Below are 24,984 nucleotides of genomic sequence, written 5' to 3'. Positions count from 1 at the left end.
AGGGGGCATGGTTAATTACTCATGAAGGTATAGTGCATTAGATGAATAAATAGGCTTCATTTGCAATAACATAGTATGTTTTCCCTTTACTGCTGTGTGCTTTGTACTGTGGCGAACCATTGACACTCACTTTTGCATCAATCATAAATCCCTGCATCTACAGAACCAGCTCCATCTTTATATTTCCAAGGTGGAGCATCCTAGAAACGTAGATTGTCCACTTTGAAAACAATACGTTTTCAAGGTGGACAAATAAACTGTGCTTTTCTTATCGAGTAGCAACAGATACTTCTGAAAGAAATAGACTACATCGTAATAGGGGTTATATTCACAGCTGTAATTTTACAAGTTGAAATCGCAAACCTAACGGTTGTAGTTGGATTTATAGGTAATGTCCCTAGTACTATCCCAAGTCCTGTTTGTTCCACGCTAAAATCTGCTGCAATAGAACCATTACTTGCTAAAAGACTTACTGTAGATCCGATAAACGCATCCAGTAATTGTCTAATTGGTCGTTCACGACATTCACACTCGCATCCTACATCGGTAGGTGGAAGTAATGTAATAGGTGGTCCTGGTGGTAAAAAACCTACCCCTGTTACATCAGATATATTGACCACAAAGGTTGTGGTGCCATCTGTAACTGTAACTAAAAAATCATTCACAGAAGTGATAGTAAATAGAAAGAAAAGCGGGGGCGTGTTGGGTGTGTCTGCAATAGTGCCAAGAATAACAGTTTCTCCAATAAGTTGTTGTAAAACGCTTTGCATAGGTAAAACACAGCAATCACAAAGACAACCTTCAGTTCCTCCTGTTGGGCCTGTCTCTCCTGTTGGACCCGTTACTCCCGTTGGACCCGTTACTCCTGTTGGACCCGTTACTCCTGTTGGACCCGTTACTCCTGTTGGACCCGTTACTCCTGTTGGACCCGTTACTCCTGTTGGACCCGTTACTCCTGTTGGACCCGTTACTCCTGTTGGACCCGTTACTCCTGTTGGACCCGTTACTCCCGTTACTCCCGTTGGGCCTGTCCCTCCTGTTGGACCTGTGGGTAAAGTAAATGGTGGGATTGGGGGAAGTGTAGGGCCAATTAAATTTGGATTTAATGCATTAGCTTGAAGTATCCCATTTATCTTTTGTATTTCATTTTTATCAAACACATAACTACCTCCTATGAGTGTACTATACTGTAGTAATACAGTTACAAATACATAAACTTCATTGATCGTAATATAATATGTTTTCCCTATACTATTGTGCGCCTTAAATTGTACTGAACCTTCCATATTTAACTTCCTGAAAATTGTAAACACCTCACCTACATCTACAAAACCATCCACGTCTTTATCCTGCCAAGATCGAGCATCATAGAAACGTAGAATGTTAACTTTAGAAACAACACGCTTTCCTACAATAGAAGAATCTACTGTACTTTTCTTACTAAACTTCACATAGGATGGATTGTTCTTAATCCATTGCTCTCCACCAAGGTTTAACCAACCAGGCTTTTCGCCCCATTCAACATAAGCTTCTGATTTATTTAGTTGACGAATCTTAGAATAGCTTGTGTCTGGTCCTTTACGTAAATTAACGTTGTAGCCTTCAATATAAGCTATACCATCGGTTACAGCTGTTGGTACTTCTGTTGGTTTAGGTGGCTTTCAGGTACAGAAACATCCACACTAGAATTATTGTATGCCCGTTGTACATCAGCACGGGATTGAGCTCCTGATCCCCCATGAGATTTTAAATAATCAAGTTGATCTTCATGATCTGTACCGCCAAGATATTTAATCACATCGTAGTGAATCCACAATCCTTTTCTTACAGATAACTTGTTATCTTTTAAGATTTCCGCTAAAAGTTTTACGTATTTTTCATATGAACGCTCGAGCTTTATATGGTCTGCTGTTTCACATAACTCTACATGTACAAATCGTTTATTAGCAGCAGGTCCACCACCATATGCAATGTATTTTATATTAGCGATTTGGATTGTTTCATCTCAATCAACAGCATATTGAACAAATACGTTTCTTCATGTACGAGATTCATACTTTTGAATATTTCAGAAGTCGCTGTACTATGAGCTACTACGCCCTCATAAACACCTACGCCAAAACGATATGATTGTTTTGGTAAATTAGGGATAAAAATGTTCTATCAGCAAAAATACTTGTAGCAAATGAACCAGCAAGTACTAGAATCATAAGGAACGAGGTAATTAGCTATATTAAAACCAGCTAAAATTGGAATGAATGTAAGTGATTGATTATTTATATCCTTAATTCCTTTCAATATTATTGTTGTATTCGGATTCATATACGCTATAAACAATCTAATAATTATTGTCAAGATAGCTGGTATTAAGAAATCAAAAGTTTTTTCTGCCTTCGTTGCAGAACGCAAATAATTCATTGAAACCTCTATCGGAAACTTATTTGCTTTCCAAAATAGATTTTCTCTTCATCCATCTCCATAATCGTATCCGCTTAACAAGCATTGTTTTATTTTGAACAGGTATTCGCTTATAAATATCGAAATATACAATAAGAAAAAACAATAAAATTGATTATTCTTTCGCTTCTTTGTCCATCCTTTTAAAAAATCTATTTTTTGGAAAAGGAGTGTTTATATGGAGAAACAGACACTTTGGAAAAAATTCAAAAAAAGCTCAGCAAACCTCGGGAAATCAAGCGTATATGAAAGTATTATTTTATACTACACAATGAGAAAAAAGGGTTACCTACTAAAGCTAAATTCATAATATTAGCCGCTTTATCTTATTACGTATTAGCAATCGACTTCATTCCAGATATAGCTGCTATTATTGGGATTGGCTTATTAGATGATGTTTTAGCAATCGCTGTAGCGCATAAATTTGTAATGCGACATGCGGATGCTGAAATTCGAGAGAAGAGTAAAATAAAAATGGAATCATTATTTACTTCAGCACACATTTAACGAAGAAAGATAGGCTCTTACTTGTCTTTTCTCACTGCCTAACCATCATCTATAGCTTTTAAACAAATGATTTGAACAGTGTTAATACAGAAAAAAGAACTAAAATAATCTTTTAGTTCTTTTTTGTCAACTCAATTTATTTTTGAACAATAGTTAAAAGAGCCTATTTTAATTCACCAACTAAAACAGGCTCTTTACTAATTTAAATTTACAAGATCATCATCATTTTACGCTATAGTTTGCTACTTCAACAACATTTCTCTTTCATCGCTTTCATCATAGACATAGTAGTCTTCATCATTTCATCACATTCATTCATTTTCACCATCATTGCCTTATCCATTTCTACATCCATTTGCATCATGTTATTCATCATCATTTTCATACACTTCATTTCACACATCATTTTTTCCATAGACATCATCATGTTTGTTGTTTCTACCATCATAGTTTTTTCCATATTAACATCCCCCTAGAATTTTTATGTTACAAGTATAAAAATTCCTTTTCGTTTTTCTAAAACCTTCTTAGTTTACCTCATACAAATATTTATCAATATATTTCCCTCTCAATTCGTCATTGATTAACTTTATTTATTGTCACGCTGAAACGTAAATATAATAAAAAGCATCTTATTATAGATGCTTCCTTGTCTAACAATTAAATTATTAACACTATGAAACTCCATTTGTTTCGTAAACATAGGGTAAATCTATTATTTTTATAAAATTCATAAATCCAACTATAACGTATTATAGTTTTATTCATATACTGTAGTAGATCACTAGAAAGGAGGCGTATATATGGAAAGTTGTATTGTGTTCGTAAACGGCCAACCTTTTTTAGTACTCACAGTTGCTGGCATCGAAATTGCTAGATTGGAAATTACTCTTCAAGTAGCACTAGCTTTGAGAGTTCTCGGTATTCCAATCTGTGGGTAATTCATTTAAGTAAGTTTAAAAGAGAGCTTTCGCTCTCTTTTAAACTCTTGTCAAAAAATGCACTTCTATACACTTAGCAAGTGTGACTCATAGCCTTGTAGAAATTATATAATAAATATACAAGCATTTACGTTAAAAGAACTTTCTTTAACACACACATCTGCAAACAATTTAACATCCTCTTCATATCACGTTCTTTATAGTGATTCAGACATGCTATTTGAATCCAGTTATTCTTTTGTAAAGATGCTGATTCATAATGAACAATATATCCTTGTAATGCTAATGCATCACCTACTGCCTTAGAACACTGCCCTTCGTTTAATTGAATGGTAAGAACAATTTGAGCGGCATGATCTTTAGGTGAAACAAGCTTTAAACCCATAGTATTAATAGCTTGCTCAATATAAGCATACGCCTCTTTTATTTTTTCAAATGCCTCTTCATCTTCAAGTCGCTTCAATGCTTCTTGCAATGCATAAATTAAATTCCATGAATGGGAGTATGGGATACTTTCATTTTCTTCGTACATACCATGTCCATATAAGCAGGTACTGCCTCGTTTACTTTTACAATGTGGTTATGAAAAACGAAAGATAATCCTGTATATGATTTAATCGCTTTTCCGCTTACACCACTTGCAAAATATACATCCTTCAAATTTATTGGTATTGCTCCAATTGAGCTTATACAATCTACACATAGTTTCATTTGATATTTTTTACAAAGAATGTTTAGTTCTTCTAAATTATTTAACATTCCAGTTGATGTTTCATGGTGAACAAACCAAAGCCATTCATAATTTCCAGTTGCCATTATTTTTTCTAATTCTGTATAAAGAAACGGCTCTGCCATTTCTTTTTTATGCGTATCATAATGTAATTGCGCACGTGTTGCATGTCCCACTAACCTATTTCCAAATTCCCCATTTGTTAAAACTAGTCCTTTCCCTTTTAAAGAATTCAACTGTAAAGCAATGGCATCATTCGCTAACGTCCCTGTTCCTAACATTATTTGCACACGTTTTGCTTTTGTCATTTGCAGTAAACGTTTTTTTACATTTTCCATTGTCACTTGAAATGACTTAGAACGATGCGAAATAGGCTTAGTAGAAAATGCCTTTCGAACATTTTCTACAATATCCACTGGACCAGGTAAAAACGTATATTCTTTCGTCATAATACCCCTAACACTCGACTCTTCAAACATAGCTGGGGTAACATACATTGGCTGGAAGGCTGCTGCTTCAGTACCAACTAACGTATGGAAAGATTTGAATCTCATTTGCTCATATAAAGGTAGTTCACGTGTTGTAGCAGAAATGAGTGCCAATTCATATCCATTTAGAAGCAAATAACGATGTAAAAAGCGAATTAAACCTAACAATGCTCTTCCATTTCGATATTCACGTTCTACTGAAAGTAAACGAATTTCATATACATTTTCTCCATGTTCTTGCAAATAAAAATCTAGATTTGGAATTTTATAATCTAACGAGAATGGTCGTTTTCCTCGCAATGCAACCATACCTACTAACTTATCGTCATCTAAACAAATTAAATATGTATTTTCTTCATGGAAACGATCTATACGAACACGATCTTTCGTTTCTTCATGTTGCGGAATTTCTTCTACAAATGTTTTATAATTCAATTTATGTATACTTTCAAATTCCAAAGCTTGATCAGCAACTTTATAAATTAACCCCATGTTGTATCTCCTTTATGTATTTAATAAAAATTATAAGTGGAGATTAACTCCACTTATAAAAAGTTCATTTCATTCTCGATTTACATATAAAATAAGTACAATGATAAGTGCACTTAAAATAGTCGTAACAATAGAGTAAGAATACAAAATCATGCAAACTGGTAAACAAGCGATTGTAATTAGTCCGGGCTTAGTAAATCCTTTAAAGATTAAATAAAATATAATGAAAACAGCAATAAGAGTAAGCGCTATCAAATAATCAAATGCAATTAACCCTCCAATAAATGTTGAAATGCCTTTTCCGCCCTTGCCTTTAAATAAAATTGGGTAAATATGTCCAAGTATAACAGCCAGTAAAGCTAACATTACAAATGTAGAATCTTCGAAAAGGTATTTTGCAATAGAAACCACGATTGCCCCTTTGATCGCATCACCTAAAAATGTAGCGACGAAATACCCTTTTCCATATACGCGCCCCATATTTCTTGCGCCAGGATTACCACTTCCTTCTTCACGAATATCAACATTATGTTTCCATTTCGTTACTATATAAGCGGTCAATATGTTTCCAAATAAATAAGAAGCCACCAAATACAAAAATTGCATACTATTAATCATGTAATCATTCACTTTCTACATGGGAGTACTTATACAATATTCAATGAATATGTATATTGTACTTTTTCTTGCTTTACATCCCTTTGTATATTTTAACATCATATTTTTACAAATCATACAAAAATTCTCATACTTCTATTTTATAAAATATACACCCTTCATTAAATGATATGTTCCTTTCACTGCCATTTCTGATGGTGATACGAATATAACTTCTCCCATACTTTTCTCACAGCATTTCTTAAATTCAGCATATATCTCAGGAACGAAACGCAATATACTGCCACTTACTGCAATTAAAGGTGATAAATCAAACTGCATCTTGTTGTAAATATTCACCGTAATTATCGTTAATTCCTTAGCCGCTTGCAGAATAATTTTATGTGCATCATCATTCCCATTCCTCGCTTCCTCTATAATTAATGGTGCAATTGCTGCAACTTTATCTTTTGAAGAACTATATACTAGTTTTTTTATATGAGATGATGTTAAAAGTCGAAACTCGTCTTGAATCCTTAAGCTTAATGGACAAAGTCTAACTCCTTGATCAAATTGATTTGCCATTCTCTTTAAACCTTGTAACGCAATCCAATAACCGCTTCCCTCATCCCCTAAAATATGTCCCCATCCACCGCTATACTCGTACACTTCGTCTTTCTTTCCTATACAAATTGCACCTGTACCACCTATAGTTAATATTCCATTCTTACCTTTTAAAGCAGCTGCATGTGCAATCATTGCGTCATTAAAAACTTCAATTTTCGTTTCATATTTCTTTATTAATCGTAATGTTAATTCATTTGTATTCGCTCCACTTATACCCGCTAACCCTAAACAAATACAAACGCAGTGCCCATCTATTAAAGCTTTCTTGCATTGATCGATCGCCTCCATAATATGCGAAACTGCTTTTTCATAATCTATTAATATATTTCCAAACCCACTCGTACCTCTTACAACTTCGTTTCCGTCTTGATCAAATGCAATTGCTTCTGTCTTCGTGCCCCCACCATCTACTCCAATCATATACTTCATATGTTCGCCTCATTTTCATCATCTTATTGGAGGGAATGTTATATTCCCTAAAACTACAGATTGCTTTGCACCTGTTGCGCTTGGCACATTACTCGGATTACGATGATGCGTTTCGTTTGCTAATATCGCAAAGGCAATTGCTTCTTTCGCCTCTGAAGAATAGCCTATATCTTCTTGAATGAATATCGCGCACTTTTCTTCCTTCAATCCATTTCGTATCATTTCAACAAGTGTACGATTATAACTGCCCCCACCACCTAAAATTACTTCATCGATTTCATAATACGGCAGAATAAACTCCTTATAATGATGAACAATTGAACTTGCTGTAAACATCGTGACAGTCGTCAAAAGATTTTCTTTACCATGCTTTTCAAACCGCTTCAATAATTCACTTACAAACTCTTCTCCAAACTGTTCTCTACCAGTTGATTTCGGTGGATTCACTTTCAAAAATGGATGGTTCATACAATATGTCAAAATTTCATCTACAACTACTCCTTGTTTTGCAATCCTACCATTTTGATCATATGGCAACTGAAATAATCTTTGACATACATCATCGATTACCATATTTCCTGGGCCAGTATCAAAAGCAATAACACTCTTATCACTTAGATGACTTGGTATTACTGTAACATTACCGATTCCGCCAATATTTTGTAGTAATCTATTTTTAGTTTGATGACGATACAAAATGACCTCTGAATATGGCACAAGTGGTGCACCTTGTCCCCCTGCTGCCATATCCATCGTTCGAAAATTAGAGATAACCGTAGTGTTCGTTTCATATGCTATAACTGCTGGTTCTCCAATTTGCAATGTCGAAGAAATACTATTGCCTTCTTGCTTTGGCTGATGATAAATCGTTTGTCCGTGAGAACCTATTAAATCTAATTGTTCCAATGACAAATCAGCCTTTTTACAAACTTCCTCCACAGCATTGGCAAAACATAAACCAAGCTTAAAGTTCAAACTGCATATCAATTGAACATTAGATGTATCAATTGATAAAGCCTGCAGTATCTCATTTTTTATATCATTGCAAAATGGAACAGTAGTAAAATGGATGAGTTCGACTTTAGAATCTACACCGTTCCCTTCTATATGAACGAGCGCTACATCTATTCCGTCTAACGATGTACCGGACATTATCCCTGCAATATACATAATATGCATGCCCCCTATTCACTAAAAAACAATTATGTAAGTAAACAACGTACAACCTACAGAAAACAATATAAATCTAAAAAACAACTGTGCTTTCGATGCAAACGATCCATCAATGAAAGAAACAACTACCGTAAGCAAAATACTTGCCGCAAAGCTTGTAACGAGCCATATACTATGCATTTGTGATAGATTTAGCATTCTTAATAAAGGTACGAAAAGTAAATTTGCACATATCACTCCAAATAACAATAAAAATACACCTTTATAGCTAAATTTTATATTCATTCTATTTCACCCTCTCTGGACTTAATGTGAAAGAAGTGATAGACAAAATGCCTATCACTCAAAAATAAAATATAAAACTTACGGATTAACAGCTTCCCCATCACCATTTTTCTCAATTTCAAGCATGTTTTTGTCGTACATTTTAAAGAATGGTAGGTAAATAAGGAATGATATTGCTATATTTATAAAAACTAATACCACTGCACGCCAATCTCCACCTGTGGCTAAATACGCGCCAATTGGAGCTGGTAATGTCCACGGCGGCATAATATGTGTTGGCGTTACAAATCCCATCGCAGTTGCTGAATATGCAACAGTTGCTGTTACGAGTGGTGTAATGATAAACGGGATAATTAAAATTGGATTTAGTACAATCGGTAATCCGAAAATAACAGGTTCATTAATATTAAAAATACCAGGAACAATACAAGTTCTTGATAATGCTTTCGAATATTTTGATCGACCAAATACAATCATAGCTAATACAAGCCCTAACGTCGCACCAGAACCACCAATCCATATAAACCATTGGTATAACGGCTCTGGTGATATGAATGGCAACTGATCTGCTCCACTAGCAACTGCTTCACCATTTTTCCCTAAATATACTTCCCATAATGGCCGGGCAACAGTTCCAACAACCGACACACCATGGATTCCGAATGACCAAAAAAATGTAATTAAAAATACTGGAATGATTACACCGAAGTAACTATCACCAGCTTTTACTAACGGTGCCGCTAATTTATCAACTACATGATGTAAATCAATACTAAAAACGACAGTTACTAAACTCATTAAAATAATTACGAATGCAGCAGGTATAAGTGCTTCAAACGAACGTGAAACAGACGGCGGTACTTGTTCTGGCATTTTAATCATTACATTTTTCGTCTTACAAAATCTTAAAATCTCTACTGATAAAATAGATACGATCATCGTTACGAATAATCCATGCCCCCCGAGATTTGTCATCGGAAGCATAAATCCTTTTTTATCGATTAATTCGGGCGTCAATGTTAAAAGTAGTGAGCATACTGCTAACTGTGCCCCTGATAAAGCATCTAACTTATAACTTTTCGCTAAATTGTATCCTATACCAAATGCTATATATAAAGACATAATAAACATCGTTAAACGATATGGTATTAATATACTTGTTTGATTTTTCAATGCCCAAACTGATATGAAACTATCTTTCGGTAATGGTGGAAATGCTACTATTAAAAAGAAACTCCCTACGATAATAAATGGTAACGCCGAAATAACTCCATCACGGATTGCTTGTAAATGCCTCTGTTCAGAAAGCCTTGCCATCGGTCCAGATAAGTTTTTATCAAGAAACGTGACAAACTTATTCATAACGCTTCCCCCTAACTAATTAATTCATTTACAGTTTTTAATAAAGCCGGTCCACCAAGCGGCGTGTATGCTTGCGGCGGAATAATACCGCACGGAATAGATTCTTGTTCTGTAAGTTTTTTTACAGCGTCAAATCGATGTCTAACTTGAGGTGCAACCATTACAACATCCCAACCATTCTTTACTTCTTCCTCCACCTCACTTGTTCCAATAGCATGCACTTCCATGTTCATACCTTTTTTCTCTGCTTCTTTTTTTAAAGCGTTTACAACAATTGCGCTGGACATTCCTCCAGAACAAACGAATAAAACTTTCATTATTGAATCCTCCTATACTTATAAATTGTTTCTTTCAAATGAAAGAAAGTTTCACTTTACTAACAAGCATATGAAGAAATGAAACGATTTAGTTATACTGAAAGTAAATTTCACTAAAAATATTTTTCCTATTAAATTAATGTTTCAATGTTTATTTTTCTCAATTGCAGGGCCAACCTAACATCATATATTATTTTAAATAATCGTATAATAGGGAGGCGTATAAATGATTATGAAACGTTTAGTAATGATGTGCTGTATCGTCATATTGTTTACTCCTTTCTCTTTCATTTCCCCTCACTCTACTTATGCTGAAGTAAATACTACTTACAAAAAACATGAATTACGCGCTGTATGGCTAGCATCTGTTCTCAATATTGATTGGCCTTCAAAAACTGGCTTACCTATTGAAAAGCAGAAACAAGAATTTATAAGACTATTAGACGATGTAAAAAACACTGGTATGAATGCAGTCGTTGTACAAATTAAACCGACTGCTGATGCTTTCTATCCTTCAAATTACGGTCCTTGGTCTGAATACATTACGGGTACACAAGGAAAAGACCCTGGATACGATCCGCTCGCATTTATGATTGAAGAAGCACATAAAAGAAATATAGAATTCCACGCATGGATTAATCCATACCGAATAACGATGAATCACACTGATATAAATCGATTATCAAATAATCACCCTGCAAGACAACATCCCGATTGGGTTGTACCTTACGGCGGGAAGCTATATTACAACCCTGGTATTCCAGATGTGAAAAACTTTATAACGGAAGGCGCTTTAGAAATCGTAAAAAATTATGATGTTGATGCAATTCATATGGACGATTATTTTTACCCTTATAAAGTAGTTGGCGAAGAATTTCCTGATCAAAAAACATTTGAATCATATAATAATGAGAATTTTTCAACTATCGAAGATTGGCGTCGCAATAATGTAAATGAACTCGTAAAAGGTTTAAATACTGCTATAAAACAAGAAAAATCATACGTGAAATTTGGCATTAGTCCATTTGGTGTATGGCGAAATATAGCTGACGATCCAACTGGCTCTAATACAACCGCAGGTCAAAGAAACTACGATGACCTTTATGCTGACACACGTGAGTGGATACAAAAAGGGTACATTGACTACATTACACCTCAAATATATTGGAATATAGGTTTCACACCTGCTGCATATGATATATTAGTAGATTGGTGGGTAAAAGAAACAAATAACAAACCGATTCACCTATACATCGGTCAAGCGGCTTATAAAATAAATAACAACTCTGTGCCTGCTTGGTCTGAGCCAGAAGAATATCCAAAGCAAATCGCTTTAAACCATCAATATCCACAAATAAAAGGTAGTATGCATTTCAGTTTAAAAGATATAAATAACAATCCACTTGGAATTAAAGATAGACTCTCAAAAGACATATATAAACACCCTGCATTAATTCCACCTATGCCTTGGCTTGATCATGATCCGCCAAAACAACCTACTTTAAAAGGTGCCATTCCAAGAGATGAAGGTATTGCCGTAGGAATAATTGACAATAGAGATAATGACTCTTCTTATTACGCCATTTACCGTGTGAATGGAAAAAATGAAGTGGATATACAAAACCCAAAACATTTACTTACTACTGTAAGAAAAACAAAACTTGGAGAAATTTACGTAGATAAAACGGCTATTTCTGGAGAAACGTATACGTATGTGGTAACTGCAGTTGATCGATTGCATAATGAAAGCATTCCTTCTAGTTTTACTACCGTTAAGGCAAAATAAAATCTCAAAAAAAACGCCTTAAAGCTGAGAAATACTTAGCTTTTAAGGCGCCTTTTTTATTTATTCTTAAACTTCTCAGTCGCTGCTCTCATCTTCACATTCAAATCATGATCAATGGAGTCGCGAATATCACGCTCTACTACTTCCATTTCTTTTTGGAAATTTTGCAAGTATATTTTTAGTTCTTCTTCTTTTTCAGGACGTTGTGATGGTGGTAATTGTACCACTAATGATAACATCGCTGTTAAATCTTTCATTAAGAACGTTTCAAGTTTATGTTGTTGTTCAAACATGCGTTGTTCTTGATAGTACGGCAATGCATTTAATACTGAAATTGTAATGTCATCAACTGTTCTTTGTAGTGAAGGATTAATCGAGCGTTTATATGCTTGAATTGTATTTAATGCATCTGGATATCGATCATAGAAATACAATTTATAAAACGATAAGTCTGTCGGTTTTACAGTTTGCTGCGTTTCTTGTCTTAAGAAATCTTTCACTTTCATCGCGGCCACATCGATATCTTCATTTGTAAGCTTTTTCGTTGTTTTTGCCATTACATGCACTTTTTTCTGTTTTTCTTTCGGTAACATTGAAAATACTTGTTCTCTCGTACGTTGACCTGATGTACAGAAAAGAGTATTCAATGTATGTTGTTCTTTCTTTCCTTCCGTACGAATCCAGCGATAAAAGAGTGGATGTTGCGTAAACTCTTGTAAAAACGGTGTCGATTTGTTTGATAATTTCTCAATGGAATCTTGTGCTCTCTTATATGGTTTCGTCCATGAAAAATAAAGTTTACGTCCGAAGTATACAACTAAAACAACGACAGTAAATGCGATTAAAAGTAATGATCCTAATAGTAATAATACTCCTTGAATGAAACTCATTTTTTCACCTCCTCTAAAAGTCTGTTATTTCCTTGGACGCTGAATGAGTTTCTGCTTCATCTCATCATTAAATGTATCTAGTTCAATTACAAATTTCTTACTAGACTCAATAATACGTTCTGACGATTTCTCAGATGCTTCAATAGCGGCAAATACATTTTGGAATGATTCACGCAATTTATCCATGCTAATTGCAGGATTTTCTAGGAGTTTTGTTGTTTCTTCTGTATTTTGTTTTAATGCTTGAGAATTGCTTAATACCATTGATTCAATCGCTTCATTTGTCGCATTAACTGCATCAATTGTTTTACGTTGATTTGTTAATGCGAGCTGAATTGCAGCTGAAACCGTTATAACGTTTTGTGTCATCGTAATTGCATTACGAATTGCCTCTGATAGCTTTTCATTATTTTTCTTAATGATGTCTACAGATGCGATAGATTGTAATAATACACTTTTTGCTTGTTGCATATTACGAGTACGCACAAGTATCTTTTCTAATGCATCATTTATTAACGGAATATCCCTTTGACGTTCTGGATTTTGTTTCTCAGCTTCAAGCATACCAGCAAGTTTTCTTCCTAAGTATACTTGTTTATCAAGAGCGTGAATTTTATCGTGTGATTGCTCTTTTAACATTTCAAGACCAACCGTATCCTCTTGCAAGTTATCACGGCCAATGAGAAGTGATCTTATAATCTCCTCGATTTGCTTATCTATAGATTGATATTTATGCACGTAATTTTCAAGCGGATTTTTCTTAAACACTTTAAACATAAGTTTCTTCATACCAGTTGCTTTTAATGAGTTTGGATCAAGTTCTGATACCACTTTTCGTAATTCTAACAATGTATTTGGAATTTCTTCATTCTTTCCATTCATCATCGCTGTCACAGGACGTTTTAAAGCTGATAGCGTTTGTCCTGCCGCTTGCTGCTCTTTATCCCCTAAGTCTCCAAGCTGCGACAATACTTTTGATAAATCTGTATTTTGCTCGCTATTTAACTTTTGTACATAAAGATCTGCTTCTTTATTCAGTTCTTCAAGTTCTGCATCTTTTATTACTGTATCCACTACTACTTCTACATTATTATCTTTCACAATCGATACAGGTTCTTTTTTCTCGAGTTCAGTCAACAAAATCGCTCCTTTATTTATATGTGCGAATTTATGTGCACTATATTTCATCTAATATATCGTATTTCATATACATTTTTGCTTGCTTGAAATCGATTTTTCAAGAAATACCTGCTTATGCAGTCATTCCCTGTTTCATAGTATAAGTATACCTGTTCTCGTCATTATTTTCCTCAGACTTAAGACCTAGAGAACAACATACTGAAGACGGATTCTTCACAGCTTACCTTACTTATCACCACTGACTATTAATTTGAAATTCCATTTAGTTACCTTCTTAAATTCATACAATGCTCTATCTTTTGACATATACTATCTTTCAATGTGATAATTATATTAGGTCCACTTCTAATTATTCTTCCGCGCAACAAATGCTCCCTTTTGAAAAGCTAATAACACGGTTTCAAACGTAACGTCTTCTTCAATCATCTTTATAAATCCAGCTAATTCCCCCGCATGAGAAGTTGCATTATCAATTACAAGAAAACCTTTTGGCTCTAAAATACGTTTTATATGTTCCCACCACCACATGTATTGCGTGCGCTCTGAATCTAGGAAAATAAAATCAAATGAACGATCTACTTGCGAATCTAAAAATGCCCCAGCCTCTTGATTATGAATATCGATTCTCTGTGTAAGATTTGCCCTTTCAAAATTTCCAAGTGCCTCTCCAACCCGTTCTGAAGAAAGTTCTACAGTTATAACATTTCCATTTGTTTCTTCTACCGCATTTGCTAGCCACAATGTAGAATAGCCATTTGAAGTTCCAATTTCTAAAATTTTTTTTGCATTGCAGCCCTTTACTAATACTGATAAAAACTGCCCCATTTCACGAGAAATATTTCTTAATTTTTCTTCTCTTTTTTCTTTATGTCGATCATGCTCTTCTCCATATTGTTCAAGTTGCAATAATAATGAATCTAGAGTATTCATTTTCTCCATCGCCTTTCCAAGCAATATGATGAAAAAGTACATGATGCCCGTCTACTTTTCATTATATGCGAAATGCACACCTTTTTCCTGTTATACGACAAAGAATTAAAATTTTTTATAGCATATTGTTTCGTTTTTTGGTAAAGTTAATTTCTACGTGCAATTATTTAATTCACATTATTTTACAATCAGTTTTCAATTATAAGATAATCTAAACCCCATTTAAATGAATCGGTATTTCTAATTCAACTAAGCGCCCTTTTCGGACGCATTTTCTTTTGTTTATATATTTCTGTAAGAAAGGATGCTTACACATGAACGTGATTAACTTAGATGCTGCTAGAAGACGTAAACAGCATAAAAAACTAATGATAACTATACCGATTATTAAACGCATTTATGAAGAAGACGGGGAAATTAAATTCGAGGTAGCCGGCGAAAAAGATGTACCTCTTGAAATGTTAGAAAAATAAAAAAAAAGACGCACTTCTAAAGAAATGCGTCTTTTTTATACTATTACATTTAAGTGCATAAGTTTTTCTGGATTAACCATCATATAAATGTTTGAAATTTTCTCATCCTCAAATATGAATGAAAGTACATACGTCACTTTATTATTTATTGTAACTATAACGCCTGGTGCACCATTTACTATTTTGAAATCAACACTATACTTTTCTGGCAATCGTTTTGCAATTCCAAAGAACAAACGTATAATTTTATCTGCAGAATAAATCGGATTAATTGCAGTTGTAACTTTACCACCACCATCTGCTTTAAATATCGCATCTGTTTTTAAAACTTCTAACATGCCTTGCGTATCCCCACACTGCAATGATGATACAAATTTCTCCACGTAAGCAGCCATCTTCTTCGTACTTAATGTTGACTGCTTCGGCTTATCTAAAATACTTTTTCGTGCACGTTGAAAGATTTTTCGGCAATTCACACTACTCTTTTCTACAATCGAAGCGATTTCTTCGTAGTCATAACTAAAAACCTCTCTTAATATGAAAACAACCCTCTCTACCTCAGTCAGTTGTTGTAAAAGTAATAAATATGCCGTAGAAATTGATTCTTTCATTACAAATGACTCTGATGGATCATCAATCTCTTCCACAAATGGCTCTGGCAACCACATTCCGACATATACGTTACGTTTATGTGCTGCCGAACGTAATTTGTCAATTGAGCGATTTGTTACCATTTTACATAAATAGGCTCTCATATTTTCTATAGATTGAACGTCCTCCATATTATTAAACGATATAAATACGTCATGGACGATATCTTCAGCATCCATAACACTCCCAAGGATTCTATATGCTAACGAAAATAATAATGGTTGATACGCTTCATATAACTGCTCCGTTTCCATGATGAACTGCCTCACTTTCAAATTTCTTTAAAATGTGTAACGCTGCACGTTTCCCGCTTGCTACCGCAGCATCAGCTAATATTTCATCATGCCCAGCCCAATCTCCTGCAACGTAAACACCTGGCATTTCAGGTATATTAGGGCCTGGTTTTTCAACACGGTCAATATGAGGAAAATCATGTACTACCGTAATTTTCGGTAAATATTGCTGTGCAACAACTTCTCTTTTCCAATTCGGATGTAACAATTCCATCATATTTTCTAACTGTTCTTTCTCTTCTTGAATATGATTCAGTTCTAGTACAGGGTTATGGTATTTAATTAGACTCACTACAATTGATCCATCTTCACTTAATTTAGCTGCTCTCGATTGATTCGTGAAAAATATAGGTTGATCCAATCCCAATGCAAAATGATGCAAAGGATTTGGTAATTGTTTTAAACCAATATCTAACGCTGCCACGGTCACTTGTATAGATTGTTCACTCCATTTTTGCAAACTTGTTCCTTCTGTACCTTTTATAATTTTACATGCCTCTTTCGGTGGAGTTGTTACAATAACTGCCCCTGCTTCAAATACTTCATCGTCAAAACAATGTATTCTTTGTTTTCCTTCACAATGCTCTATTTTTAAAACATGCTTTTTAGCCAGAAATTTTACACCACTAGTATTCGCTATTCCTCTTAAATTTGTTATTATCGTCTCCCAACCACCATCTACATAAAGTACTCCTTCTTTCATAGAAAGCTGTATTTGCTTTAGTACGGAAGATGCTAATTGTATTGTAGGAGCATACGTATATGTTGTTGTTCGGCATAATGCATAAAATATATTTCGAACCATTGGATCTTTAATTTCATTTTCTGCCCATGTAGTTAGGCTTATTTTCGGAACTTTTTCTACATCTAAGTTTCCTAAATGAATCATAAGACGAGCGAACTGTACTTTTGCAGACCATGAAAGTAACGGTGTTGATAAAATAGAGCGAAAATCTGTTGGAATGGTATAAATATCCCCTTTCCATATTCCATGTGCTTTTGTAGATGGGATTCCACCTGGAAGATTTACTCCTAGCTCATTAAAAGTTATAAACGCTTCTCCACCTCTATATAAAGCATGTGCACCAAGATTCATACAAATGCCGTTTTTATTTATAGTCATCCCTCGACCACCGAAGTGACTGGACTTTTCTAATACAATAACTTTCCTTCCAGCTTTCGCTAAATATATAGATGCTGTTAATCCAGCAAGCCCACCACCAACAATTGCTACATCAAAATGTTTCATAATAAAATCCCTCCTTATCCGTTCTACATACGAGACGAACGATTAAGGAGGGATGTGACTATGAAAATATATTTTTACTTATCTATTTTATTTCATTATTTTTTTATTCTGTCATATTGCATACGAAATAACTCAATTGCAAATGGAATATCATCTTCACTCTTTATATAATAACTTATCCATCCTGATTCAGGTAATACGTGATGTGGTTTCACCAATCCTTGGCTCACTAATTCATCCCGCTTTACCTTTGGAAATGGTAAATCAACTAACTTATCGCCATGCAAATGACCAAGTTCTTTCTTACCATAATTTATTTCAATACCACCAAATCGATGCGGCTTTTCAGAAACACCTGCCCAGCCAAGTACTTCATTTCTAATCATTTCACTAAATGACATGAACCTTCACCCCTTTTTAATGATTGATGTAATATTAAATTAACATGTTCATTACTTTTTTCCATCAATCCAAAGTATGAATGGATATACGAATATAGTTTAATCTCAATATCTTTATTTTTTTACACACTTAAAACAATTTCAAAGGGTATTTATTCTATTATATAGAATTATTATTAAAAATAAATTTAAGGGATGGATATATATGAGCAAGGTATTATTACAAAAGGCAAATTATCTACGATCTGATGAATTAAAGCTTTTGAAAAAAGCTATACATTTTGCAGAGCAAGCACATGATGGACAATACCGTCAAACTGGAGAACCATATATTATTCACCCTTTCGCGATTACAGAAATACTGCTAAATTATAAAGCTGACATTACAACATTGATTGCTGCTTTATTACACGATGTTGTAGAAGATACCGAATACTCTCTAGAAGAAATTGAATCACATTTTGGTGCGACTATTCAATATATTGTAAATGGATTAACAAAAGAAAAAAAACTACAAGATCAAAACAAAGTATTATACGAAGCAATTAATTTCAAAAAATTACTAGTATCCTCTCAACAAGATATACGTGTTGGCATTATTAAAGTTATAGATCGCCTTCACAATATAAAAACATTGAGTGTTAAAAAACCCGCAAAACAAGTAGCTTATGCGAATGAAACATTAACACTATTTGCGCCACTTGCAAAGCGATTAGGGTTATATACAATCCAGCATGAATTAGAAAATCTTGCTTTTCAATATCTACATAAAGAAAGATATACTGAAGTACATAAATTTTTAACCGAATATGTGCCACACCTTCAAAAAATATAACTCATTTAAGAAAAGGAATACATTCTTTTTCTAATACAAACCTTTCATTTGAAATAAACTATGAGTTTCCCCCAGTATATACTGCATATTCACAATTACAAGAAATACAAAATGTATCAGGTATTACACAAATTTGTATTACAACTACAAGTGTACTAGATTGCTATAAAATTCTTGGAATAATACATCAATTATATAAACCAACTATAAACTATTTCGAGGATAATATAGCACTTGAAAATAGCCATTTTAATAACAACTTAAAAACTAAAGTCAATATGAATGATGCTGAACAAACAATTATCATTCAAACACAAATAGCAAAAACGTTGAAAGATAACGGTATTTTTTCTTTATTGAATGATAGAACTGCAAATATTCAAGCAATATCTTATAAAATAATGGATGATACAATTGTGAATAACAATTTATTAACTACAGATCCAATCACTTTCCGTAGTTTAGTATCGTATGAACTATTTGAAAATACTATTACAGCTTATACTACAGATTTACAACCAGTTTATTTACCTGATGGTGCTACAATCATTGATTTTTCTTTCTCTGCATTTCCAAAAATTGCACATAGCATGAAAAAAGTAAAAGTAAATGGGATGCCTGTTCCACTTAAAACAAAGATATCTCATTTAGACGTAATTGAAATCCATTTTGATTTAAAACAAAAACTTGGCAATAGAATGGCTAAATTACGCCAATACTGCTAAAGCACAATTAATGATTCATCAAAAACTATCTTAAATAAAAGGCCAATTCCTCTCTATAAGGTATTGGTCTTTTCATATAACGTAACCATTAAAATATACGAAATAAATTTCAATATTTTTACTCCTAACCTAACATCAATAATTCCGACTTTCATTAGTTCGCTCTAATTTTTATCCGTATTTACATTATGAGAAATAAGAAGCACAACCTATATTCTTTATAAAACAGGTGAATTTATTATGATACAGACAAATGCACATAACTAACACTAGGCACATATCCTAAAGTTGTATCCATACTTACCTATAGAAAGGCGGGTAATACAATTGACTTCTAATATCGACTACACTTCCCCCTCAACTAATTTCACTCATGATTTAAGTAAAAGTAATTTTTTTAAGAAAGATGCCCAAAATTATATAAATGTACTTGGCATAAAACAATTAAACACTTTAGAAAATACTTCTTTATTAGATATTTATTTAAGTACAGGCAACGTTGTAGAACCACATATTCATCAAAATGCAGCTGAACTTGTTTACTGTATTTCAGGATCTGCTGTTGTTTCTTTACTTAATCCATTTACGAATCAAATATTAAACTTACCGATAAAACCAGGGCAAGTTGCCAACATTCCACAAGCGTGGTGGCATTATGAAATTGCTTCAGCAGATAATACTCATTTATTAGCTATATTCGACGCCCCAACCCCAGAAGTTATTTTTGGTTCTGATATTTTAAGATTAACTCCCGCTAATATGATGGCTCATACTTATTGCCTCAATGAACAACAATGGAAACAAGCAGTATCCCCAATTCAATCCACTACGGTAATTGGTCCTCCCGGAAACTGTAATCAAAACCGCGACATGATAAATCAGTCAACTCAGCCCCCTACTCAACAACAAAATCTATATTACCAAGATTCTTATTACTTCCCTCTATACTGGGGGTATTAATTAGTATCATTTTAATAGAACCACCATTTATCTCCTCGGAAAATATCGAGGAGATTTTTTATCGTAACAATTAATAGAGTACATACATATAATATTTATATATTTAATTGGAGGTGATAGTACTATGAGTAATTATAACTATCGAAAAAACTACTCTAATAATAAAAATAGTAGCTCTTCAGCATCCTCTCAATCTTCGAACTCTCAATCTTCCGATTCCCAGTCACAAAGAGATTTAGCAGAGCAAGGCTATGTAAAGAAAAAAGGATGTAACTGTAATAAAAATAAATAGTTTATTACTAATTTGAGCAATGACATTTCACCGCTCATGATTAACAATTTAACCCACTAGTATATAGTTTATTTAATGGATGAATTCTGTTTTTAATAGAATTCATCTTTTTTGTTTATATGTAATTTTTCAAACTATATAACTTATTCCATAAACAATAAAGTGCAAATCATAAATTTTAATTTTTCTTATATACCAACTTAACAAAGAGTAACTTTTCAATTGATTTATTTCTAATTTCCCACAAAAAATATAGCCCCACCTAATAAAATTAGGTGGGGCTATATACAAATGCCTGTTTAAATTTCAAACAAACATTGTAACAAGTTAGACGATATTAATACCTGCACTTACAAATCCAGCAACTGCAGCTATTGGACTAGCAGCTGTTAATGAAACATATAATAATACTTTATCCCCAGCGGCTACCGGAATTGCTTCAGGTATGATACCTGATGCTGTAGCACCAATCGCTATTACAGCAAATGCTGGTGCTAATAATAAAGGTGCGCCCTGTACTGTAAACGTATTACTTGCTGCTGGTGCAGTTAATATTTGTATCTGCACTTGAACAGGTGATAATGGAGCTAATGCAGCTGTTGCACTAAAGAAACCTGCTAATGACGTAATAGTCCCTGCACGTGGTGCTACAAATGCATAAGAACCTATCCCTAACGCTAATGTGATACTTGTTCCACCCGTTAAAGCAACTCCAGGCTGACTAAATCCAAATCCAAGAAGAGTTCCTGTATTAGCTATTAACGCGTTAACTAACGCAGATGGTGTTGTACCTGAAGCAAACGGAATAATAGCTCCGCCACCAGTTGCTCCTGTTGCTCCTGTCGCTCCTGTTGCTCCTGTTGCTCCTGTTGCTCCTGTTGCTCCTGTTGCTCCTGTCGCTCCTGTCGCTCCTGTTGCTCCTGTTGCTCCTGTTGCTCCTGTCGCTCCTGTTGCTCCTGTCGCTCCTGTTGCTCCTGTCGCTCCTGTTGCTCCGCCTCCTGTTGCTCCTGTCGCTCCTGTCGCTCCTGTCGCTCCTGTCGCTCCTGTTGCTCCTGTTGCTCCTGTTGCTCCTGTTGCTCCGCCTCCTGTTGCTCCTGTTGGACCTGTTGCCCCTGTTGGACCTGTTGGACCTGTTGGACCTGTTGCCCCTGGAGTAGCATTGATTAATTGAATTAATAAACCAAAAAGAACTTGTAAAGTTGCAGGATCGATATTTGAGTTGCAGGATATAGGGATAAGATCTAGAGCGAAGAAGAATTGTGCAAGAGCGCTATAAAATTGTTGCAATAATGTTGACAATTGTCCTAAATTAGGTGCTGGAGATTGTAATAAAACTATAATACTTTGAGTTAATTGTTTCAAAAAATTAACTTCTGGAGAAGGTAATAAGGAATTTAAGAAAATTAAAAATTGATTAAATAAATCGAGTAACGCTAATCTGTTTGCATTACTTGGATTTGCAAAAAATGCTGAAATAGCTGATATTAATGAATTTAGTAAAGTAATTAATTGACTTAATTGTTGGCTAGTAATAGGAACTGACTGTGGATTTTTACAACAATCTGCTGAAAAAACAATCGGATTGCAGTTATTATGACCAAAACAATTATTATTTGACATTTATTTCCTCCTTGCTTTTCTTATAGTTGAGTGTTTTCCTATTCTAAGAACTATAAAAGATGCGATTGAAAAAAGTAGTTGAGTTATATGTTTCTCTTAAAATAGGAAACATGAATTATAATCAAACTTGAAAACGTAATTTAATTATGTTCATGACTCACATATTAATTATATGTTTTTAATAATTGACTGCTTAGATTAAATACCTAAACTTAAGAGTTTATTTTATTTTTCCACGTTTATCTCCCAAATTCAATTGCCTATCAATTTAATTATCCATAGTAATCACTAAAACAATCGATAACATATGTTCCACTTATAATGGCATCACTTTTTCCATACTAGAATAATTAGTATTTTACCTATACAAAAATTGTGTTGAAACTATAATCAGGATGCCGTTTCTAATATAGAAAATTCTCATATTATATAGTGGACAAGTTATTCTAAACTTCGTTCCAATAAATTTAGAATAGGAGTGAGAATTAAATGCCTATCATTCAACCATTTATGGCATCTAGAAGATTCACCTCTACACTAGGAGCTGGAACAGGCACAGGTGCTGCTTTTGCGATTGCTGCCACAGCTTGTTTAAACGATGCGGGTACTACTGCAACTGCCTTCCCAACTTTTACGTATTACAATCTCTATATAAACGGTATTCTTCAGCCTAGTGTAAACTCCAGTGTTACTACTGGTCCTACTGGTGCTATTACAATTCCTGGCGGAGATGTATTAGACGGTGGAATTCCAATTACAATTGAATTTATCGTCACTTAATTTTAACTAACCAAATTTAGAACAAAAAGGGCAGATTTCTCTTTATAGGAAATCTGTCCTTTTTAATTGATAATAATAAATTGTAGGATAATTGAAGATCCTTGTGAGGGTGGTTCAGCATCTAATAAAATCAACTGACCAGCTGTAACTTCATAAAAAGGTTGTGGTTGAAGAATTCCATTTATAAATAGATTAATATAAGAAACTTCACTTGGTGATAAGATTTGTGTTGTACCGTATTGTGCTATACCATCTGCATTAGTATATATAAGTTTTTCCCCATCTGAAAAAGTAAAATATAATAGGTTTGTTGTTGGGATTGTTCCCGGTATTCCCGTTGGGCCGGTTATTCCTGTTGCTCCTGTTGCTCCGGTTGCCCCTGTTTCTCCTGTTACTCCGGTTGCTCCGGTTGCCCCTGTTTCTCCTGTTACTCCGGTTGCTCCTGTTGCTCCGGTTGCCCCTGTTTCTCCTGTTTCTCCTGTTGCTCCGGTCGCTCCGGTTGGAAAATTAATAGACGGAAGAGGTGGAAATGTAGGACCAATATTTTTAGAATCCATAACTTCCTTAGACATTGGTAATTTGTCATATCGATTCAAATTTGCATCTCCCTTCTATAGTATTTATTAAATGTTAGATGTTCCGAAATGTTAAAAGAATTATCTAAAAAAACACTATTAATCTCTCGATTAAAATCTTTGTACAAAATCAAATTTAATGTAACTTACTAAAAATGTATGTATTTTAAACAGCATGCCGTTACTATAAAAAATATTATTAATAGAATATATGAAAAGTATCTCCTTTATCATAAAAATGAGGTGATTTTAATTAAAAATAAAGATAGAGAAAACCCAAAAAATAATGACGTACAATTATCCTTCCTTATAGACTAACTAGTCCTACTGGTAGTACTGGACTCATGAGTAATACCGGACCCACGGGTAGTACCGGCATAAACGTTACAACAAATTCTATGTTTGCAAATAATACAGTGGGTGGAACAGTTTCAGTTGTACTAGGGGGTACTAACATACTACTCTCAAACAACCAAAGCCTTAATAGCTTTGCAGTCAATAGTGCGAATGATTTATTTACAGTCCCTGTAACGGGACGTTATTATCTTTCTTATCAAATTAATACTACAACTGTACTTCTTGCGGGTTCAAGACTAATTTTAAACGGATCTACATCACTTCTGAGCTCAATTCTATCTCCTGCCTTATCTACTTCAAGTTATAATAATAATTTAATTACAATATTAAATGCAGGTAATACTATTTCTCTTCAATTATTCGGTCTCTTATCAATTGTCAATTTAGTCGGTGGTGGATCAACTGGCGCCTCTCTAACAATTATACGAGTTGATTAATAAATGATTCATTTTTTCTTCTTAGCTTTAAATGTCATTCCCCTATATAGATAGTAGAAACTATCTATACTAAATATTCCGGATAAACATTATCAATTTACTCTATACGCTATCAATGTTAAGTTATTTATGAAGACAGTTTCTCCTTTACTAATCATCTCAATATGTATTTGAGAAACATTCTC

General features: G+C 34.1%; 23 protein-coding genes and 5 pseudogenes. 8 read left to right on the top strand and 20 right to left on the bottom strand.

The window, feature by feature from the left end; all coding sequences use genetic code 11:
• Positions 1-37: 37 nt before the first annotated feature.
• From JFU54_RS29470 to JFU54_RS30225, 4 genes and pseudogenes are all read right to left on the bottom strand, one after another.
• Positions 38-239 (bottom strand): annotated as a pseudogene (locus JFU54_RS29470) (N-acetylmuramoyl-L-alanine amidase); the annotation flags it as partial.
• Between the two features lie 66 nt (positions 240-305).
• Positions 306-1,160, bottom strand: a complete 855-nt coding sequence (locus JFU54_RS17665) for an exosporium leader peptide-containing protein (RefSeq protein WP_307838311.1) — start codon at positions 1,158-1,160, stop codon at positions 306-308.
• A gap of 42 nt (positions 1,161-1,202) precedes the next feature.
• Positions 1,203-2,210: pseudogene (locus tag JFU54_RS30230) on the bottom strand (N-acetylmuramoyl-L-alanine amidase); the annotation flags it as partial.
• The gene (locus JFU54_RS30225) at positions 2,164-2,418 is read right to left on the bottom strand and encodes a hypothetical protein (protein ID WP_002085542.1); all 255 of its coding nucleotides are present in this window, start codon (positions 2,416-2,418) and stop codon (positions 2,164-2,166) included. The gene JFU54_RS30225 and the pseudogene JFU54_RS30230, both read right to left, overlap by 47 nt.
• Positions 2,419-2,635: 217 nt before the next feature.
• On the opposite strand from JFU54_RS30225, the pseudogene JFU54_RS17660 reads away from it, so the two are divergent.
• A pseudogene (locus JFU54_RS17660) lies at positions 2,636-2,964 on the top strand (YkvA family protein).
• A 247-nt stretch (positions 2,965-3,211) separates the two neighbouring features.
• On the opposite strand, the gene JFU54_RS17655 reads toward JFU54_RS17660, so the two are convergent.
• Positions 3,212-3,424: a hypothetical protein gene (locus JFU54_RS17655; RefSeq protein ID WP_000416118.1), complete on the bottom strand. Its 213-nt coding sequence runs from the start codon at positions 3,422-3,424 to the stop codon at positions 3,212-3,214.
• A 343-nt stretch (positions 3,425-3,767) separates the two neighbouring features.
• On the opposite strand from JFU54_RS17655, the gene JFU54_RS17650 reads away from it, so the two are divergent.
• A complete protein-coding gene (locus tag JFU54_RS17650) occupies positions 3,768-3,905 on the top strand; it encodes a DUF3956 domain-containing protein (protein ID WP_002127410.1) in 138 nt (45 codons plus the stop codon).
• A 127-nt stretch (positions 3,906-4,032) separates the two neighbouring features.
• Here the strand turns inward: JFU54_RS17650 and JFU54_RS17645 are convergent.
• The 7 genes and pseudogenes from JFU54_RS17645 to JFU54_RS17615 all read right to left on the bottom strand — a co-directional run bounded on the left by JFU54_RS17645 (position 4,033) and on the right by JFU54_RS17615 (position 10,405).
• Positions 4,033-5,615 (bottom strand): annotated as a pseudogene (locus tag JFU54_RS17645) (aminotransferase class V-fold PLP-dependent enzyme).
• Positions 5,616-5,684: 69 nt separating this feature from the next.
• Positions 5,685-6,233 carry a glycerol-3-phosphate 1-O-acyltransferase PlsY gene (gene plsY / locus JFU54_RS17640; RefSeq protein WP_002085555.1) on the bottom strand — a complete coding sequence of 183 codons (549 nt, stop codon included), beginning with the start codon at positions 6,231-6,233 and terminating at the stop codon, positions 5,685-5,687.
• Positions 6,234-6,368: 135 nt separating this feature from the next.
• Positions 6,369-7,268: a BadF/BadG/BcrA/BcrD ATPase family protein gene (locus JFU54_RS17635; RefSeq protein WP_002141766.1), complete on the bottom strand. Its 900-nt coding sequence runs from the start codon at positions 7,266-7,268 to the stop codon at positions 6,369-6,371.
• Positions 7,269-7,286: 18 nt separating this feature from the next.
• Entirely contained in the window at positions 7,287-8,438 is a 1,152-nt protein-coding gene (gene anmK, locus JFU54_RS17630; RefSeq protein WP_201065733.1) for an anhydro-N-acetylmuramic acid kinase AnmK, read from the bottom strand.
• A gap of 21 nt (positions 8,439-8,459) precedes the next feature.
• Entirely contained in the window at positions 8,460-8,726 is a 267-nt protein-coding gene (locus JFU54_RS17625) for a hypothetical protein (RefSeq protein WP_002136308.1), read from the bottom strand.
• A gap of 78 nt (positions 8,727-8,804) precedes the next feature.
• Positions 8,805-10,088 (bottom strand): PTS sugar transporter subunit IIC, encoded by a 1,284-nt coding sequence (locus tag JFU54_RS17620; protein WP_002136305.1) that lies wholly within the window; start codon positions 10,086-10,088, stop codon positions 8,805-8,807.
• 11 nt (positions 10,089-10,099) lie between these two features.
• Positions 10,100-10,405 (bottom strand): PTS sugar transporter subunit IIB, encoded by a 306-nt coding sequence (locus tag JFU54_RS17615; RefSeq protein ID WP_002189604.1) that lies wholly within the window; start codon positions 10,403-10,405, stop codon positions 10,100-10,102.
• Positions 10,406-10,631: 226 nt separating this feature from the next.
• Here JFU54_RS17615 and JFU54_RS17610 point away from each other — a divergent pair, with 226 nt between their 5' ends.
• Complete coding sequence (locus JFU54_RS17610) at positions 10,632-12,191, top strand: glycoside hydrolase family 10-like protein (RefSeq protein ID WP_002035110.1); 1,560 nt, start codon at positions 10,632-10,634, stop codon at positions 12,189-12,191.
• Between the two features lie 56 nt (positions 12,192-12,247).
• Here JFU54_RS17610 and JFU54_RS17605 read toward each other — a convergent pair whose 3' ends face one another.
• The 3 genes from JFU54_RS17605 to JFU54_RS17595 form a co-directional block, all read right to left on the bottom strand.
• Positions 12,248-13,081 carry a DUF3974 domain-containing protein gene (locus JFU54_RS17605; RefSeq protein ID WP_002035109.1) on the bottom strand — a complete coding sequence of 278 codons (834 nt, stop codon included), beginning with the start codon at positions 13,079-13,081 and terminating at the stop codon, positions 12,248-12,250.
• A 24-nt stretch (positions 13,082-13,105) separates the two neighbouring features.
• The gene (locus JFU54_RS17600) at positions 13,106-14,218 is read right to left on the bottom strand and encodes a toxic anion resistance protein (RefSeq protein ID WP_002085564.1); all 1,113 of its coding nucleotides are present in this window, start codon (positions 14,216-14,218) and stop codon (positions 13,106-13,108) included.
• A gap of 348 nt (positions 14,219-14,566) precedes the next feature.
• The gene (locus JFU54_RS17595; protein WP_002085565.1) at positions 14,567-15,160 is read right to left on the bottom strand and encodes an O-methyltransferase; all 594 of its coding nucleotides are present in this window, start codon (positions 15,158-15,160) and stop codon (positions 14,567-14,569) included.
• 305 nt (positions 15,161-15,465) lie between these two features.
• On the opposite strand from JFU54_RS17595, the gene JFU54_RS17590 reads away from it, so the two are divergent.
• Positions 15,466-15,624 (top strand): hypothetical protein, encoded by a 159-nt coding sequence (locus JFU54_RS17590; protein WP_002085567.1) that lies wholly within the window; start codon positions 15,466-15,468, stop codon positions 15,622-15,624.
• Positions 15,625-15,659: 35 nt separating this feature from the next.
• Here JFU54_RS17590 and JFU54_RS17585 read toward each other — a convergent pair whose 3' ends face one another.
• The 3 genes from JFU54_RS17585 to JFU54_RS17575 form a co-directional block, all read right to left on the bottom strand.
• Positions 15,660-16,529: a sigma-70 family RNA polymerase sigma factor gene (locus tag JFU54_RS17585; protein WP_002141760.1), complete on the bottom strand. Its 870-nt coding sequence runs from the start codon at positions 16,527-16,529 to the stop codon at positions 15,660-15,662.
• A complete protein-coding gene (locus tag JFU54_RS17580; protein WP_201065720.1) occupies positions 16,507-17,817 on the bottom strand; it encodes a phytoene desaturase family protein in 1,311 nt (436 codons plus the stop codon). Before JFU54_RS17580 ends, JFU54_RS17585 begins: the two co-directional genes overlap by 23 nt.
• Before the next feature lie 95 nt (positions 17,818-17,912).
• The gene (locus JFU54_RS17575) at positions 17,913-18,218 is read right to left on the bottom strand and encodes a luciferase domain-containing protein (RefSeq protein ID WP_002085572.1); all 306 of its coding nucleotides are present in this window, start codon (positions 18,216-18,218) and stop codon (positions 17,913-17,915) included.
• Between the two features lie 205 nt (positions 18,219-18,423).
• Between JFU54_RS17575 and JFU54_RS17570 the strand changes: the two are divergent.
• Positions 18,424-19,812 (top strand): annotated as a pseudogene (locus tag JFU54_RS17570) (HD domain-containing protein).
• Positions 19,813-20,105: 293 nt separating this feature from the next.
• Entirely contained in the window at positions 20,106-20,738 is a 633-nt protein-coding gene (locus tag JFU54_RS17565) for a cupin domain-containing protein (RefSeq protein ID WP_002141757.1), read from the top strand.
• 619 nt (positions 20,739-21,357) lie between these two features.
• On the opposite strand, the gene JFU54_RS17560 is transcribed toward JFU54_RS17565, so the two are convergent.
• Positions 21,358-22,650 carry an exosporium glycoprotein BclB-related protein gene (locus tag JFU54_RS17560; RefSeq protein WP_201065719.1) on the bottom strand — a complete coding sequence of 431 codons (1,293 nt, stop codon included), beginning with the start codon at positions 22,648-22,650 and terminating at the stop codon, positions 21,358-21,360.
• Positions 22,651-23,139: 489 nt separating this feature from the next.
• Between JFU54_RS17560 and JFU54_RS17555 the strand changes: the two genes are divergently transcribed.
• The gene (locus tag JFU54_RS17555; RefSeq protein WP_002012883.1) at positions 23,140-23,430 is read left to right on the top strand and encodes a DUF4183 domain-containing protein; all 291 of its coding nucleotides are present in this window, start codon (positions 23,140-23,142) and stop codon (positions 23,428-23,430) included.
• Between the two features lie 62 nt (positions 23,431-23,492).
• Here JFU54_RS17555 and JFU54_RS17550 read toward each other — a convergent pair whose 3' ends face one another.
• Entirely contained in the window at positions 23,493-24,026 is a 534-nt protein-coding gene (locus JFU54_RS17550) for a DUF4183 domain-containing protein (protein WP_201065718.1), read from the bottom strand.
• 323 nt (positions 24,027-24,349) lie between these two features.
• Here JFU54_RS17550 and JFU54_RS17545 point away from each other — a divergent pair, with 323 nt between their 5' ends.
• Entirely contained in the window at positions 24,350-24,799 is a 450-nt protein-coding gene (locus tag JFU54_RS17545; RefSeq protein ID WP_201065717.1) for a BclA C-terminal domain-containing protein, read from the top strand.
• Positions 24,800-24,984 lie beyond the last annotated feature (185 nt).

Source organism: Bacillus sp. TH19 (assembly GCF_016651075.1).
GTDB lineage: Bacteria > Bacillota > Bacilli > Bacillales > Bacillaceae_G > Bacillus_A > Bacillus_A mycoides.
This window is presented reverse-complemented; position numbering and strand designations above follow the sequence as displayed.